Origin of the sequence: Sphingobacterium sp. UBA6320 (genome assembly GCF_002440335.1) — a bacterium.
GTDB lineage: Bacteria > Bacteroidota > Bacteroidia > Sphingobacteriales > Sphingobacteriaceae > Sphingobacterium.
On sequence record NZ_DJTA01000019.1, the window covers coordinates 72,812 to 89,814 of the forward strand.

Annotated in this window: 14 protein-coding genes; 10 read left to right on the plus strand and 4 right to left on the minus strand. The window is 38.3% G+C overall.

Annotation, left to right across the window (positions count from 1 at the left end):
• From hisB to B3P23_RS11680, 6 genes are all read left to right on the plus strand, one after another.
• The gene (gene hisB / locus B3P23_RS11655; protein ID WP_045752636.1) at positions 1–1,140 is read left to right on the plus strand and encodes a bifunctional histidinol-phosphatase/imidazoleglycerol-phosphate dehydratase HisB; all 1,140 of its coding nucleotides are present in this window, start codon (positions 1–3) and stop codon (positions 1,138–1,140) included.
• Positions 1,141–1,216: 76 nt separating this feature from the next.
• Positions 1,217–1,810, plus strand: a complete 594-nt coding sequence (gene hisH / locus B3P23_RS11660; protein ID WP_045752637.1) for an imidazole glycerol phosphate synthase subunit HisH — start codon at positions 1,217–1,219, stop codon at positions 1,808–1,810.
• A gap of 19 nt (positions 1,811–1,829) precedes the next feature.
• The gene (locus tag B3P23_RS11665; RefSeq protein WP_045752638.1) at positions 1,830–2,582 is read left to right on the plus strand and encodes a HisA/HisF-related TIM barrel protein; all 753 of its coding nucleotides are present in this window, start codon (positions 1,830–1,832) and stop codon (positions 2,580–2,582) included.
• A 2-nt stretch (positions 2,583–2,584) separates the two neighbouring features.
• Positions 2,585–3,337 carry an imidazole glycerol phosphate synthase subunit HisF gene (gene hisF, locus B3P23_RS11670; protein WP_045752639.1) on the plus strand — a complete coding sequence of 251 codons (753 nt, stop codon included), beginning with the start codon at positions 2,585–2,587 and terminating at the stop codon, positions 3,335–3,337.
• A gap of 121 nt (positions 3,338–3,458) precedes the next feature.
• Positions 3,459–4,043: a bifunctional phosphoribosyl-AMP cyclohydrolase/phosphoribosyl-ATP diphosphatase HisIE gene (hisIE, locus tag B3P23_RS11675; protein ID WP_094771737.1), complete on the plus strand. Its 585-nt coding sequence runs from the start codon at positions 3,459–3,461 to the stop codon at positions 4,041–4,043.
• Positions 4,044–4,245: 202 nt separating this feature from the next.
• A complete protein-coding gene (locus tag B3P23_RS11680; protein WP_094771738.1) occupies positions 4,246–5,160 on the plus strand; it encodes a hypothetical protein in 915 nt (304 codons plus the stop codon).
• Between the two features lie 12 nt (positions 5,161–5,172).
• Here the strand turns inward: B3P23_RS11680 and B3P23_RS11685 are convergent, their stop codons facing one another.
• From B3P23_RS11685 to dacB, 4 genes are all read right to left on the minus strand, one after another.
• On the minus strand, positions 5,173–5,643 hold the full coding sequence (locus tag B3P23_RS11685) for a GAF domain-containing protein (protein ID WP_045752641.1): 471 nt from the start codon (positions 5,641–5,643) through the stop codon (positions 5,173–5,175).
• 78 nt (positions 5,644–5,721) lie between these two features.
• Positions 5,722–6,303, minus strand: a complete 582-nt coding sequence (gene ruvA, locus B3P23_RS11690) for a Holliday junction branch migration protein RuvA (protein WP_045752642.1) — start codon at positions 6,301–6,303, stop codon at positions 5,722–5,724.
• A gap of 18 nt (positions 6,304–6,321) precedes the next feature.
• The gene (locus B3P23_RS11695; RefSeq protein ID WP_248754845.1) at positions 6,322–8,601 is read right to left on the minus strand and encodes an NADP-dependent malic enzyme; all 2,280 of its coding nucleotides are present in this window, start codon (positions 8,599–8,601) and stop codon (positions 6,322–6,324) included.
• A 109-nt stretch (positions 8,602–8,710) separates the two neighbouring features.
• Positions 8,711–10,132, minus strand: a complete 1,422-nt coding sequence (dacB, locus tag B3P23_RS11700; RefSeq protein ID WP_293926130.1) for a D-alanyl-D-alanine carboxypeptidase/D-alanyl-D-alanine endopeptidase — start codon at positions 10,130–10,132, stop codon at positions 8,711–8,713.
• Between the two features lie 670 nt (positions 10,133–10,802).
• On the opposite strand from dacB, the gene B3P23_RS11705 reads away from it, so the two are divergent.
• The 4 genes from B3P23_RS11705 (at position 10,803) to B3P23_RS11720 (ending at position 16,975) form a co-directional block, all read left to right on the plus strand.
• Entirely contained in the window at positions 10,803–12,377 is a 1,575-nt protein-coding gene (locus tag B3P23_RS11705) for a DNA/RNA non-specific endonuclease (protein WP_293926133.1), read from the plus strand.
• 46 nt (positions 12,378–12,423) lie between these two features.
• Entirely contained in the window at positions 12,424–13,836 is a 1,413-nt protein-coding gene (locus B3P23_RS11710) for a fimbrillin family protein (RefSeq protein ID WP_293926136.1), read from the plus strand.
• 151 nt (positions 13,837–13,987) lie between these two features.
• Positions 13,988–15,115 carry a clostripain-related cysteine peptidase gene (locus tag B3P23_RS11715; RefSeq protein WP_293926139.1) on the plus strand — a complete coding sequence of 376 codons (1,128 nt, stop codon included), beginning with the start codon at positions 13,988–13,990 and terminating at the stop codon, positions 15,113–15,115.
• 84 nt (positions 15,116–15,199) lie between these two features.
• Positions 15,200–16,975: an aminopeptidase P family protein gene (locus tag B3P23_RS11720; RefSeq protein ID WP_293926142.1), complete on the plus strand. Its 1,776-nt coding sequence runs from the start codon at positions 15,200–15,202 to the stop codon at positions 16,973–16,975.
• Positions 16,976–17,003: the final 28 nt, after the last annotated feature.

Sequence of the window (17,003 nt, forward strand, 5' to 3'; positions counted from 1 at the left end):
ATGCCTAATCAGCTCAAACGTGTATTGTTTATCGACCGTGATGGTACTTTAATTTTGGAACCAGAGGATCAACAAATTGATTCTTTTGCTAAACTTAAGTTTTACCCTGGTGCATTGCAATACCTTCCACGCATCGCGAAAGAATTAGATTTCGAATTAGTATTAGTATCCAATCAAGATGGTCTAGGTACTGAAGTGCATACAGAGGAAAATTTTTGGCCTGTCCATCAATTTATTATAGACACATTTGCAGCAGAAGGAGTTGTTTTTTCGAAAGAACATATCGATCGCACATTTCCTCATGAAAATGCGGCAACGCGTAAACCTGGTATTGGCATGCTCTTGGATTATTTTGATCCTTCAAAGTACAATTTAGCGCAGTCTTTTGTTATTGGTGATCGTGTAAATGATGTGAAATTGGCTCAAAATTTAGGTGCCAAAGCCATTTGGTTACGCAATAATGATGATCTTGGTGTTTTGGAGAATGTACTGATCGACAGTGAAACAATAGGTTTGGAAACAACCGATTGGAAGTCTATCTATGAATATTTGAAGTTGGGTACACGTACCGGTGAACATCATCGTAAGACGAATGAAACCGATATTTATATCAAATTGAATTTAGATGGTTCGGGTAAAGCAGATATAGAAACAGGATTACCTTTTTTTGATCACATGTTAGATCAAATAGCGCGTCACGGTGCGATCGATTTGACTGTCAAAGCAAAAGGAGATCTACATATTGATGAGCATCATACCATAGAAGATACAGGTATAGCGTTAGGAGAAATATTTTTGAAGGTATTGGGTGATAAACGCGGTATCGAGCGCTATTCTTACACTTTACCAATGGATGATTGTCTTGCACAAGTCGCACTGGATTTTGGTGGACGTAACTGGATTGTATGGGAAGCTGAATTTAAGCGTGAGAAAATTGGAGATATGCCAACAGAAATGTTTTTCCATTTTTTCAAATCATTCTCCGATGCTTCAAAGTCCAATTTGAATATTAAAGCTGAAGGCGACAATGAGCATCATAAAATAGAAGCGATCTTTAAGGCATTTGCCAAATCAATAAAGAAAGCGGTACGACGTGATGCTGATTATATGGAGCTGCCGAGTACTAAAGGAGTTTTGTAGAAATAGAGGAGAGGGGAATAGTATAGCTATTGTCTCTTATTGGCGGTCTGGTATTTCAGATCTAAAAACAATAAAAATGATAGGAATTATAAATTACGGAGCTGGTAATATTTTTTCATTGACAGCAGCTTTAGAGCGCGTGGGCCTTACCTATGGTATGGTCAATCAGGAAGAGGAGTTAGATCAGTACGACCGCATCATCATTCCTGGAGTAGGACATGCGGGGGCAGCAATGCAAAAACTTCGTGCTTCTGGATTGGCAGAATGTATTCATACGATTAAAAAACCAGTATTGGGTATTTGTGTGGGAATGCAGTTGCTGACCGATTTTTCTGAAGAAGGAAATGCAGACCTACTCTCCATCATTCCTTTAAAGACATTGCACTTTGATCAAAAAATCAAAGAGAAAGTTCCCCATATGGGATGGAATAGCGTATCCATTAGAAATGACAATCCATTATTCAGCAATATAGAAGATAATGCTTATTTTTACTTTGTACATTCCTATTTCATTGAATATGATACAGCATACACTGCTGCGATGTGTGCATATGGACTACCATTTTCGGCCGCTATAGCGAAGGACAATTTCTACGGTGTACAATTTCACCCCGAAAAATCCGGAAAAGTAGGGGAGCAGTTATTATTGAATTTTTCAAAATTAAGTTAGCAAATAAAAAAAGTTTACAATGTATATTATACCCGCTATTGACGTATTAGATAAGAAAGTTGTTCGTTTGAGAGAAGGAAACTATAATGACGTCACTACTTATGAGATCAGTTTAGAAGAGCAGATTGAGAAATATCATGCAAATGGTACAGAATTGGTACATATCATTGATCTTAACGGTGCAAAAGGTGATTTTAGTAACCAAGAATATTTATTTGACATCATTCAAAAAACAGAAATGAAAATTCAGTACGGTGGCGGTGTTCGCAGTATTGATAAAGTTAAGGAATTAGTGGATGCTGGTATCTACCGTGTTATTGTAGGTACGCAAGCAATTACTAATCCATCATTTTTGGAAGAGTTGAGTACCTTGAACGAAGGCAAAGTAAAATATGCTGATCATATCGTGATCGCTATTGATGTATTGGACGAGGTGATTAAGTATTCCGGTTGGTTAGAGTCATCTCCGATCAAATTAATTGAGTATATCGATAAATGTCTTGCATTAGGTTTTTATAGATTCTTATGTACTGATATCAGTAAAGATGGTAAATTAGGTGGTGCAGGAGTTGAGTTGTATAAGAAATTATTAGATCACTCCCCAATTATCAAATTAATAGGATCTGGAGGTATTAGTTCTATGGAAGATATTAGCAATTTAAACGCATTGGGAACGATGGAATCTGTTGTGGTTGGTAAAGCAATCTATGAGAATAGGATTACCATTGAAGAAATCAAAGATTGGAATCTGAAATCGTTAATTAACTTCTAAGGATGTTAGCAAAGCGTATAATTCCGTGTCTTGATGTTAAAGATGGTCGAACAGTAAAGGGAGTCAATTTTGTTGACTTACGTGATGCAGGTGACCCTGTTGAATTGGCTTGGCAATATTCCCAACAAGGAGCAGACGAATTGGTCTTTCTAGATATTGCGGCCACACATGAAGGCCGTAAAACAACGATCGATTTGGTGAAAGCAGTGGCTCGTCAAGTTAATATTCCATTTACAATCGGGGGTGGAATTAACGAAATGAAGGATGCTGAGATACTGTTAAATTCGGGTGCGGATAAGATTTCGATCAATTCGGCAGCAGTGCGTAATCCCCAGTTAATTAATGATCTCGCTGCAGCTTTTGGAGCGCAATTTGTTGTTGTCGCAATTGATACGCGGTACCTAGAAGGACAAAATTTTGTTCATTTAAGTGGGGGGCGTATCAAAACAGAACTAAAGACTGAAGATTGGGTTCGCGAAGCGCAAGAGCGGGGTGCAGGTGAAATTTTACTGACATCTATGGACCATGATGGTACAAAAAACGGATTTGATAATGGATTATTGAAAAAAATCAATGATTCGATTACGATTCCTTTAATTGCATCTGGTGGAGCGGGAAATCAACAGCATTTTGTGGATGTATTTCAACAAGCCAATGTTGATGCCGCTTTAGCAGCTTCGGTATTTCATTATGGGGAAATACTGATCCCAGCATTAAAAGATACGCTAAGGAGCAATGGGATTGTGGTAAGATAAAGTGAGCAGGTTAGAGGGGGAGAAGGTTAGATAGTTAGGGAAGTTAGATCGTTAGTAGGTTTAGAGCGTGAGTGCTATGAAGTTAACCTACTCAAGACTTCCATACAATATAAAAATAGAAATGTTAGATTTTTCAAAAAGTGACGGACTTGTCCCAGTGATTGTACAAGACGCCCAAACATTGGAAGTGTTGATGCTCGGCTATATGAATGAAGAAGCATGGCAAAAAACACAAGCCGAAAAGCGCGTTACTTTTTTTTCGAGAAGTAAAAATCGATTGTGGACTAAGGGTGAAGAAAGTGGAAACTTTCTAGAAGTGGTAGGATTGCATATTGATTGTGATCAAGATACGGTATTAATTAAAGCAAGACCAGCAGGCCCGACTTGTCATACCGGTAGTCGCAGCTGTTTTAATACAGAATTTAATCAAAATTTCGTATTGGAGCTCGAACGTATTATTAAGCATCGTTATGAATTTCCTTCTGACGAGTCTTATGTCAATCGTTTACGTTCAAAAGGAATTAACAAGATCGCGCAAAAAGTAGGTGAAGAGGCTGTTGAAACTGTTATCGCAGCATTGACAGAGACTGAGCATGATTTTATCAATGAAACTTCAGATTTATTATTCCATCTGTTGGTTCTACTACGTGAGAAAGGTATTTCTTTGGAGACCATTGCTAAAAATTTAGAAAGCAGACATCAATAATACGCTAATTTTAAAATACAGCATAAAATTAGGGTCACATGAATTATATTCCATGCGATTTTACTCCAAGAATTGGTGGAAGCTGAAGATAATAAAGATGCACTGAGGTTGCTTTCAGAAAATAGCAGATAAATTTACTTTTATAGCATAATCATGATATAAAAGTAAATTTATCTAAGTTTGTATACGGCAATTTTTTATTATGGATAAATTCGAAATAGAGCTAGCAGCAACATTAACAGGACATCAAAATCCCATCTTCGCTTTAGAAAAAGGATATTTTGCGCATACATTTTTTTCTGGGGGCAATGATAAAGGTGTGGTTGAATGGGATTCTCAAAACAGAACATTCAAACGCATTTTATGTGCAGTTAGTTCTTCGATTTATGCATTGCATTTAATACCCAATACATCTTATCTTGCCATCGCACTTCGTGAGGGGAAGGTCATGATTGTTGATGTGGAAAATCAGACATTAATAGCCAATCTGATGGTCTCCAATAAAGCTATTTTTGCGCTTCAGAGTATTCCTGCTAAAAATGAATTGGTAGCCGTAGGAGAGGATGGTGTCGCGAGTGTATGGTGCCTGAAGGATTATAAAAAAATATATGAATTTGCCATTTCATCAAATACCATTCGGACCATTGCCTTATCGCATGATCAAAAGAAAATTGCATTTGGAGATAAGAACGGTGATATATTTTTATTTTCTGCAGAAGACTATCATTTCTTGCTTGCCAATCAAAAGCACAGCATGCCCATTACAAGTCTTATCTTTTCGCGTAATAACCTTAAGCTCATTAGTGGGGCAAGAGATGCTGCTATTAAAATATCTGATGTTGCGAGTTTAAAAGAGCAATACAGTTTTGTGCCCCATATGTTTACCGTATATGGCATCTATCCGCACCCCAATTATCCTGTTTTTGCAACAGTAAGCCGTGACAAATCATTCAAAATTTGGGATGAGGAAACATTTTCTTTGCTTAAAGTGATCAACCGTGATAAATTTTATGACTCCCATACGCTATCCATCAATACAGGACTTTGGATTGATGGAGGTCAATATTTCTTGACAGCAGGAGATGATAAATTGATCAAGGTTTGGGCATTAAAATGATGTCAAACCTGTCTATGACAGTAAAGAAACGATTTCAGTTAAATATTGAGCATCAATTTCATCGAAAGCGTTTAGCTCATCGCTATCGACATCCAATATGCCAATGATGCTATTGTCTTGATATATCGGAATGACGATTTCTGATTTTGATAGGGAACTACAAGCAATATGTCCAGGGAATTCCTCCACATTAGGTACGATTATGGTTTTGTTTTCTTTCCAGGAAGTGCCGCACACTCCACGACCATATTGAATACGTGTACAGGCTACAGGTCCTTGAAATGGACCGAGCACCAGCTGTTCACCCTCGATTAAGTAAAAACCCACCCAAAAGAAATTGAACTGTTCTTTCAGTGCCGCAGCAATATTTGCAAGATTAGCTATTTGATTGGTCTCACCTGTAACCAAACCTCTGATTTGAGGAACTAAGCCTATGTATTGATCTTTCTTCGTTCCTTTGTTTATTGTTAAATCTTCTGCCATAAAAAAAGCGCTATTATGCTGCTCAAAGTTAACAGAATAATAGCGCTTGTAAAATATAAAAATTCTTTCCTTAACAGATTACAATTTTTTTAAGGCCAATTTGATCATACCCTCTACTGTCAGATTTGGATCTGTTTGAATCACAGCATTCAATACTTTCTCAGAAGTGGCTTTGTTGAAACCTAACATGACCAAAGCAGATAGTGCTTCGTCTGGTAGAGACTGTGCCATCGGAATCGTTGAAAGGGATTCTACACCTTGTTTTTTCAATTTATCTTGCAATTCTAAAATCAAGCGTTGTGCTGTTTTAGGACCAATACCTTTTATTTTCTGAATGAGCGTAACCTGACCATTGACAATGGCAGATTGAATTTCTTCTGGAGTATTGGATGAAAGAATCATACGTCCTGTATTTGGACCGATGCCAGATACCGAAATCAGATTTTCAAATAACTTCTTTTCTCCTTCAGTTGCAAATCCGTAGAGCGTATGTGCATCTTCCCTTACCTGAAAAGAGATGAATAGCTTACACTGCTCCTGGTCTTTTATTAAGGAAAATGTATTTAAGGAAATGTGGATATAATAGCCAATTCCACCCACATCGAGAACGACGTGAGTGGGGGCTTTATGTGCTAATTTCCCGTTAAAATATGCATACATAGCGATACGGAAAAAGAATTAATTACCTTGTTTTTCATGTGACTGTACATCGACTACAGCAATAGTAACCATATTCACGATTTCGCGAACTGAACTATCTAATTGTAATACGTGAACAGGTTTGTTCATACCCAGTAAGATTGGTCCCACAGCTTCTGCATTGCCCACTTCTTGTAACAATTTGTAGGCAATATTACCTGATTCTAAATTCGGGAATACCAATGTATTTGCTGGCTGTCCTTTCAATGTACTGAACGGGAAATTTGCTTCTAACAAATCACTATTCAGAGCAAAGTTTGCTTGTAAATCGCCGTCAGCAACAATTTCTGGATGATCTTTGTGAACGATTTTAATGGCTTCACGTACTTTAGTTGGTGTATTTCCTTCGTTAGAACCAAAGTTAGAATAAGAAAGTAAAGCAATACGAGGGCTTACATTCATTTTTCTAACAGCTTTGTCCAATAATACGGTAATATCTGCCAACTCTTTTGCAGAAGGCTCTTTATTGACCGTAGTATCACCTAAGAAGATCGGACCTTTTTTGGTCAACATCATATACATACCAGCGATACGGCTACCTTCTTTAGCGCCGATAACATGGATCGCAGGTTTGATGGTATTGGCATAGTTCTTTGTTAATCCTGAGATCAATGTATCAGCATCTCCAAATTGAACCATACTTGCTCCAAAGTAATTGCGATCAATTAGAAGTTTTTTAGCATCTAATTTAGAAAGACCACGACGTTGCCTTTTTACAAATAAATGTTCAACATATTCATTGACACGTTCTGACTCCATTTCTTCCAATGGATCAATGATTTGTACATCAGCCAATTCAAAACCGAATTCGTTAATTAACGCATTGATTTTTCCTTTTTTACCCAATAAAATAGGAACTGCAATACCTTCTTCTTTTACGATTTGTGCCGCACGAAGTGTTTTGTAATTATCTGCTTCAGCAAATACAACACGTTTCGGATTCCGTTTTGCTGCCATGGTCAGATTGCGCATGATCGCATCATCCTGACCTAATCTCTTGCGAAGTGTTTCTCTGTATTTATCCCAGTCTTCGATGATATGTTTTGCAACACCCGATGCAATTGCCGCTTTCGCTACAGCCACAGAAACCTCAGTGATCAAACGTGGATCATTAGGTTTTGGAATAATATAATCCGCAGAGAATTTTAGGTTGTTGGTGTTATAAGCTAGATTAACTTCTTCAGGAACGGGTTGTTTAGCTAGATCAGCGATCGCTTTTGTCGCAGCCACTTTCATTTCTTCATTGATAGCAGTAGCACGTACGTCTAAAGCACCACGGAAGATATAAGGGAAGCCTAATACGTTGTTTACCTGGTTTGGGTAATCTGAACGTCCTGTACCCATAATCACATCGTTACGCGTGGCAACTGCTAAATCGTAAGCGATCTCTGGGTTAGGATTAGCCATAGCTAATACAATCGGCTGATCAGCCATGGTCAATAACATTTCTGCTGTCAATACGTCTGCAGCTGAAAGTCCGATAAATACATCAGCACCATTTACAGCATCAGCAAGGGTATGGATATCACGATCAGTGGCATAAGTTGCTTTCATCGCATCCAATGTTTCACGATCACGACGGATCACACCTTTACTGTCTAACATGACAATATTTTCTTTTCTAGCACCAGCAGATACGTACATTCCAGTACAGGAAATAGCAGCAGCACCCGCACCATTTACAACGATTTTTACATCTTCAATTTTTTTATTGATTAGTTCACAAGCGTTGATCAGAGCAGCACAAGAGATAATAGCTGTACCATGTTGATCATCGTGCATCACTGGGATATTCATTTCAGCTTTCAAGCGTCTTTCAATTTCAAAACACTCTGGAGCTTTAATATCTTCTAAATTAATACCACCAAATGTAGGTTCCATTGCTTTCACAATGTTGACAAACTCATCTACATTTTTAGTGTCAAGTTCAATGTCAAAAACATCAATATCAGCGAAGATTTTAAATAATAAACCTTTACCTTCCATAACTGGTTTACCAGCTACAGCACCGATATCACCAAGACCTAATACGGCTGTACCATTACTAATTACCGCAACTAAATTACCTTTTGCGGTATATTTGTAAGCGTCTTCATTATTTGCAGCGATAGCTAAACAAGGCTCAGCAACACCTGGTGAATAAGCTAGCGATAAATCTCTTTGAGAATTTGTTGGCTTTGTTGGCACAACAGCTATTTTACCAGGTCTACCCATGGAATGGTAGTCTAATGCCGCTTGTTTACGATTTACATTACTCATTTTAATTCTTTTATATAGTGCTAGTTTGTTAAACTAAGGTTACAAATGTATCATTCTTTTTTTGAGAAAGAAATGATAAATAGTCAAAAATTTATTCTGAAGGGTCAATTTATTTTAATACATCAAGAAGGGTGAACATTCGTTTGCGCATGGCGGTGGCTGATCCGGAATAATTGTTGACTAAAAGAGTAAAGGTATATTTCTCTCCTGAACTGTTATTTTGGATGCCAGTATAGCCCAATGCACCTCCGATGGTGCCACTTTTCATCTTCATATTATTATATTCTGGTAAACTTTTATAGAATTCGGGGAACCAGGATTGCGATTGAGCGTACTGCATGATTTTGGTCATTGCTGCTGTCGTAACTCTATTTTGAGGAGAAAGACCTGATCCATCTTGATTGTTAAGTTCGCTATTGTTAATCTTTAATTTAGTTTCCCAATATTTCTGTATCAAAGATGCACCTTCGCTTGTTTCTGTCTTTTGTGCAGTTTGATAAGCAATTGCCTTTAAGAGTGCTTCGCCATAAAGATTGATGCTCTTTTGATTGAACCAATAAACAATGGCAGCAAGATCAGGTGACTCATGCGTGTCTAAGTGATGTTTTACGATCGTTGTTCCGGCAAGAACTTGACCGTTACTTGCTGATGTTGCTGTTTTGATCCCGACATGATCCAGTGCTTTTTCTAATTGAAAGACTACATCATATGCGGGATCGGGAACGGAAATCTCAATAGTCTTTTTAAGGTCTAAGCCATAAGTTCCGCGGATGTAGATGGTAGAAGCATAGGGCCCCGAATAGGCATATACCTGATCACCAGATCCGTTTTTACCTGTTGTCACCTCATTTATAATTTTGAGATAAGAAAGATCTGCGGTCAAATTTTTAATAGGAGCGGGCTTGCCGATCGCATCATTGGGAGAGAAGACCACACCTACTGCATTCTCTCTCCAGTTAAGTGAAGAGACACCGGCACCATAATAATTTCCAATATCAGACCAGATCCAACCTCCAGGCACTTTGTACCCTTGATAACGTGTGTCGTCACCTATGATACGGCCTTTTATTTCTTTAATACCTGCATTTTGAATGACGTATATCCATTTGTTGATGATCTGTTCTTCCGTTGACTCGGGATAGCGGCTACTTCCTAAAGTAGGATCTCCAGATCCTTCAATAATAATATCACCTTCTAGTACACCATCTGCCTGAATAGTTCCTGTGTACGTTAAAAGTGTTTTGAATTTATAATCTTTTCCCAAAATGTCAAATGCGGTAGCTGAAGTAATGACTTTCATCGTTGACGCAGTAGCCAAGCCCACATCTTGATTGTGTTCAAAAATTGGTGCTCCCGTACTTGCATCTAATACGGTCAAAGAAGCTGTTGCATTTTTTAATGAGGGATCATTTTCAAATTGTCGATAGGCTGCTTCAATTTTGGATTTTGATGCGGATTGTGAGAATGCGGATGTATGGAGTAACGGGAATAAGCAAATACTAACAAGGGTTAAGGTTGTACTGGTTTTCATTAATGATAATCTTTTCTGTTTTCATAAAGATACTATTGTTTGCTCAGAAATGTTTAATATGAAAGTCAAAAAGTAATACTTTAATACCCCTCTCTATGCCTGTCTGTAAACCTAACTAGGATCTATGCCTATTTTCATAAAAATGGAAGTGCTCCTTGATTTAGAATTGTTAATGAATATGATCCGACATGCTCAAAAACGGCTTATCGGTCGTGTCCTTATGTTTTTAAAAGCAATATGACATATTGGAGTGTTTACCCAAGCGGATAATATTTCGTTGTAAATCATGGATTTAAATTAATAATAAGTTAAGTTTTGGCTGTTGTTGTAATGCTTTTCTTTTTCTTGCTAGCTAAATGAAAAAATCCATAATCTTCCGCTGTGTGCTCAACGCTATTATCAATATGTTTCATCTAAAAAATGGCTATAAGTTATGTTTGTATCATTAATTGTGATGAATGATAGATTCTAATAAGTTGATTACTAATGATTGATCTCGTATTTAGGTGGTAGTTATATATGTTATGTGCTTGATTTTATTAAATCTTTTGATAAAAAACTTAATAAAATATTAAAAATGCATTAACCTTATGTTATTTTTGGAACGTTAATTTTGAGTGTTGATTCAGCGTAATCGACCTCCTATTGGGTATTATATTAATTTAAGTAGATGAGAAAGAACTGGCTTTATGTGCTAGGGTGCGTGGCTTTAATGTTTTCTTCATGCCGTAAGGAAACTGACCTAATTTCGAAGTATACCTCCAATCAGGTATATTTTTCAAGTAAAATTGCGGGTCTTCCGCAAACAAGAGTTCAAGGAACTCAATGGAGTGCCCATGATGCCATTGGAATTTTTATGTTCCAACATGGTATGGCTTTAGACGAAGCGTCTATTGTAAACAATGGCTTTAACCAACCATACACAACTCCTGGTAATGGTAATTTTTCACCTCAAAATGCACAGGCTTCGCTAGAATTTCCACGAGGAAGTAAAGTGAGTTTTGTTGCATATTATCCTTATCAAGAGCATGGTACATTAACACCTTCACTAGACATCACGAATCAGGAAAATCAAGCTCAACTTGATTTCATGGTAGCACGAAATACAACAGGATTGACTTCGGGGCAAGGTCCGGTAGCCTTATCGTTTGACAGACAAATGAGTAAACTGGAACTTAAAATTAAGGGAGCGGATCTACAGGGTTTAAAAGCTGATTTTATAGCCCTGCCATCGAGAGCGAGTTTCAATCTTTCTTCGGGACAATGGATAAAAGGTAATACAAACACAGATATTGCTGCTCGGGTGTCACAGAATTCGACGAATGAAATGATCGTCGAATGGACAATTTACCCAGGTACACTTACGGCAGAAAATAAAATCGTATTTACAAAGGCCGATGGGAAATCTTACACTTGGAGCATAGGTGAAGGTAAAAGCTATGAAAAGGGTTACCGATATCAGTATGACATCACACTGGGGAAGGACGGAACTGTTACTCCGCAACCTACAGCAGCCTATATGGAGCTGCCGGTAATATCAGAAAGTGCCACGGTCAAGTACAATCTCAAAATGTCGTCTTCTACAAAGAGAAATTACTCCATGTTGTATGATACCGAATATAAGGTGGCTTATTGGGTAGCTTATCCATTAAGCAAGGATTATCTCGGAAGTCAGAAACGGACAGATGTGTGGGCCTACGATCCCGCATTTTCATCAAATTTTCAAGCAAATCTCGAAAAGGGATATCCCAATAATGCGACGTTATTGCTCGACCGTGGTCATCAGCTACCGAGCGGAGACCGGACATACGATTTCGCTGAAAATGCATCCACGTTCTATTATACAAATATGACGCCGCAGAATAGATCCTTAAATCAAGGTTTATGGGCTGATCTTGAAAATAAAGTCCGTACCTGGACTACCCAGTCGGGAGTAGATACCATGTATGTAGTGACTGGTGCGATGGTCACGACCGCAACAGACAAGGTCGTCGATTATGTGAAGGATAATTCTGGGAAAGATGTCGCAAAACCCAAATATTATTACAAAGTATTGGCTATGAAAAAAGGTTCCGATTATTATACTATAGGATTTCGTATGAACAATGTGACGCCGACTAATACAGATTACATGAGCTATACGGTGACGGTTGAATCTCTGGAGAAAGAAACTGGATTTACATTTTTCCCTGCATTAGATCGGGAAACTAAATCGACTATCAATACACAGATATGGCGTAAATAGCGATATGATCATACATTATTAAATCAATTATTCAGATATAAAAAACATGAAAAAGAACCAATTTCTAGGTGCTGCACTGGCACTGATTGTTGTAGGACATTCTTGTAAGAACGATGACTATCGCGATTTGGGAACAAATGATAACGCACAGGTGCAATTTACTTCTTCGATTGCGGGTAGCGTAGCTACACGTGTCACAGGTAATGCTTGGGATGCTGACGATGCTGTAGGTGTATTTATGAAACAAGGTGATGGATTGTCTAATCCATTAGCCGCCAATAAAAAATATAGTACTGGCGGTAATGGTAATTTCTCTGGACAAGGAGCAGATATCATCAACTATCCACAGACAGGATCAGTAGATTTTATTGCATACTATCCATATACAACAAATCTTGAAGGAGCGATATTGCCTGTCACCGTCGCAGATCAGAGTGCTCCAGCTGCTATTGATGTGCTCTACTCCAACAATGCAACAGGCTTGACAAAAGCTAGTGGAGCTGCTAATCTTACTTTTAATCATAAACTGACTAAAGTCGCATTAGCTGTTAAACCAGGAAATGGTTTGACAGATGTAAATGGACTACAGGTGGTCTACCGTAATGTCAATACTACAGCAGCATTAGATCTAGCGACCGGTATATTGACCGGAGCTGCTGCTGTGCAGAATGTTACAGCAAAAACTACAGCACAAACGGATGCACAGTTGGTGGAAGCAATCCTGCTTCCTGGTGATTTTTCTGCTAAAGAGTTGGTTTTTACATTAGCATCAGGCACCTTTAAATGGACTTTGCCAGCTAATACGACCTTTGAAGCAGGTAAGAAATATACTTACGATATTGTTTTGTTGAAAAATGATGGAGTTAACCAAGTCGCAGTAACCGGCAATGGTACTATTACAGACTGGACAACTGTACCTGGGGGATCTGTAAATGTAGACATCGATGGCAGTCAGACTCCTACTGATCCAGGAAAAGAAGAGACAATTTTCTTGGAAACTTTTGGTGATCCTGATCCTAAAGCATCAAAAAAGGATAGAATTGGTACCTATGCAGGTTATACTGCAACAGGCGTGACATATTCGGATCTCTACACAGCTACATATGCAGATGTGCGTGCTACTTCAACAATAAATGGACATGTGTGGCTACCAGCAAACAAAGATACCGGGTTTAAAATCGAAGGAATTAATGCTGCCGGCGTTACCAATCTGAAGTTATCTTATAAATTAGCTGGTAACGCAGTGAGCTTGCCAATGACAGGGGTAAAAGTTCGTGTTAATGGTGTAGAACTCGCTGTCCCTACAGGAGTACTGGGTGCTGAAGCAAATACATTTTCAACTATTGATATCTCAGGCATTGCAAATAGTAACAGCATCACACTCGAATTCTATAGTAAAGAAACAGACAATACAAATGGTTACCGTATTGATGACATCAAACTTGTCGGTACAAAATAATAGGGTTGATTAATACATGAAGTTGTAAACAAGAAGAGGATCCCTTTCTCTTCTTGTTTATTTTTTATCCGTAATTTAGGTATTCTCAATATTTTTCCTACCTCGGTCTATTTTTTTAAGATTTATATTAGATTTTATTTTAACGTTACACATGCGTAGTTTAATTTATTTATATAGTTGTTTTGCTTTACTTTATGTCACGAGCTGCGCAAAGAGAGAGGATGATACCATTGCTCCGATAGCTTCTCGTACGGTGATGGTCTATATGGCTGCAAACAATAGCTTATCATCTGAAGCATATCAAAATCTCAATCAGATGGAAGAAGGATTTGTGGGTATCGACGGTAAATTGTTGGTCTATGCCAGATTATTTGGTCAGCAGCCCAAAATATATGAAATTCAGTACGATACTAGTCCAGAGATTAAAAGTAAGGTTCTTAAAACATATAGTGATCATGATTCTTCCGATCCAGAGATGATGAAAATCATATTTGCGGATATGAAGGGTCTCTCTCCGTCGCATTCGTATGGAGCTATTTTATGGTCTCATGCAACCAACTGGGTTCCTGCGAATCTTGGTAAATTGGGTACTAGGTCTTTTGGCGATGATCATTTTAGCCGTATGGATGTACAGCAGCTTCAATCAGCTTTACCTCAAGGGTTGGATTTTCTTATTTTTGATGCTTGTTCTATGGCATCTGTAGAAGTGTTATATGAACTTCGTGAGGCTGCACCCTATATCCTCGCATCGCCAACTGAAGTATTGAGTGTCGGCATGCCATACCATCAGATCAACTCCTTATTATTTGATCGTGATGTTAAACATGGATTGACCGCAATCGCAAAAGCATATGTCGGGTATTATCAACAAAAAATAGGTTTGGAGCAGTCTGCTACCTTTTCGCTGGTAGATACTAAGCAATTGCCCTGGCTGGCACACAAGACCGCGCAATTGTTGTCGCAAAATCCACAGTTCTTGTCGGGGATAAACAGAAATAATGTACAGCGCTTAGATCTAGATCCTAATACTCCCGTCAAAGCATATGATTTTTTAGACTTGTTCGAGAAGCATCTTCCATCGGACCACTTATTGTCTTTTAAGTCTGCGATCGACAAGGTCATTATATTTAAAGCGAATACCCCCACTTTCTTAGGTAAACCCATCACTAATTTTTCAGGGCTGTCAAGCTATATACCTGCCCCCGAAGAAAGTTATCTTTTTCCCTTTTACAGGACGCTAGCTTGGTACGGTGATGCGGGATATAATAGCTTATTTTGACAAAATAACCATAAACGTAAAAATATCGATTAGTGGTTTACTTCTTCAAATTTTCCTAACTTGCATGATCAAATTAGAGAAACAATGACGCATTCAGAAAAACTAGCGGCAATAAGAAGTCTGATGAAAGATCAAGGTGTTGATGGTTACATTATCCCTTCTTCTGATCCGCATATAAGTGAATATTTACCAGATCGTTATAAATGTATTGCGTGGACTTCGGGTTTTACGGGTTCAGCAGGAACATTAGTGATCACACAAGATTTTGCAGGTTTATGGACGGATGCCCGTTATTTTGTTCAAGCAAATGAACAATTGGCTGGGACTGGATTTGAATTGGTAAAATTAAAAGTTCAGGGCAATGCCGAATATGCAGAATGGTTGGGCGAAAAATTAGCGAAAGGAGCAAAGGTTGCATTTGATGGAAATTTAGCTTCTTTATTAGTCGCACAATCGGTAAAAGATATATTAAAACCTATTGATATTATTGTTGACGGTCACGTTGATTTATTATCATCGCTTTGGGAGGGAAGACCTTCTTTACCTACTGCAAAAGCATATTTATTGGCTGATACAACAACAGGACAATCAACAGCATCTAAATTAGCTGCAGTACGTGCTGTCATGGTCAAGAATAGAGCGCAGGCGCATCTTATATCTTCTCTAGATGATCTCGCTTGGCTTCTCAATATCCGTGGTCGTGATGTTCCTTGTAATCCAGTTGTTTTAGGTTTTGTTTATGTAACAGCTGATGAAGCTATCTTATACATTGAGCCTGTTAAATTGGATGAGGCTACAAGAATAAGTTTACAATCTTCGGGGGTGCAGGTGAAACCTTATGAAGACGTATATACTCAGGTTAGCCATTTAGCGGTCGATTCCATATTGATCGATCCGAAGAGAACCTGTTTTGCGATCTACGACGCTATACCTGCTGCGGTTAATATTATTGAAAAAATCAATCCTTCGACGTCTTTAAAAGCAGTGAAGAATGAAGTGGAAATTGCACATACTCGTGAAACCATGATCAATGATGGCGTTGCGCTGACCAAATTTTTTAAATGGTTGGAAACGGCGGTGCCAAAGGGTGATCAATCTGAAATATCTATTGCAGCACGATTGCAGGAATTTAGAGAGGAGCAACCTGGCTTCAACGATATTAGTTTCAATACCATCGCAGGTTATTTAGATCACGGCGCATTGCCACATTATTCTGCAACTGTTGATAGCAACTATGCGCTAAAATCAAAAGGATTATTGCTGGTTGACTCAGGAGGCCAATATCAAACGGGTACTACTGATATCACGCGTGTTGTTTCTTTGGGTGAAATCACGCAGGAAGAAAAAGAAGATTATACCATTGTATTAAAAGGTACTATTGAAGGAAGTCAAGCTATTTTTCCGCAAGGATCTAAAGGGTATCAGATTGATGCGATTACTCGTCGTCCGATTTGGGCTACATTACGCAATTATGGACATGGAACTGGACATGGTGTAGGTTTTTTCTTGAATGTGCACGAAGGACCGCAAACTTTCAACTCTGCAAATATTGATGTTGCTATAGAATCGGGGATGATCAGCTCTATTGAACCTGGTTTATACCGCGAAGGAAAGCATGGTATCCGTATCGAAAATTTGGTTTTATCGCGAAATGCGGAGTCTTCTATATTTGGTGATTTTATGGATTTTGAGACGCTGACTATCTGTTATATCGCTACAGATCTAGTTGATAAAACCTTATTAGACCAACAGCATATCAACTGGTTGAACCAGTATAATCAATGGGTTTTCGATAAACTGAAGAGTCGATTAAATGAGGAAGAGCAAGCATGGTTAAAAGATAAAACGGCAGCGATTTAATAGGTCGGCATAACTACTAGCATAAAAA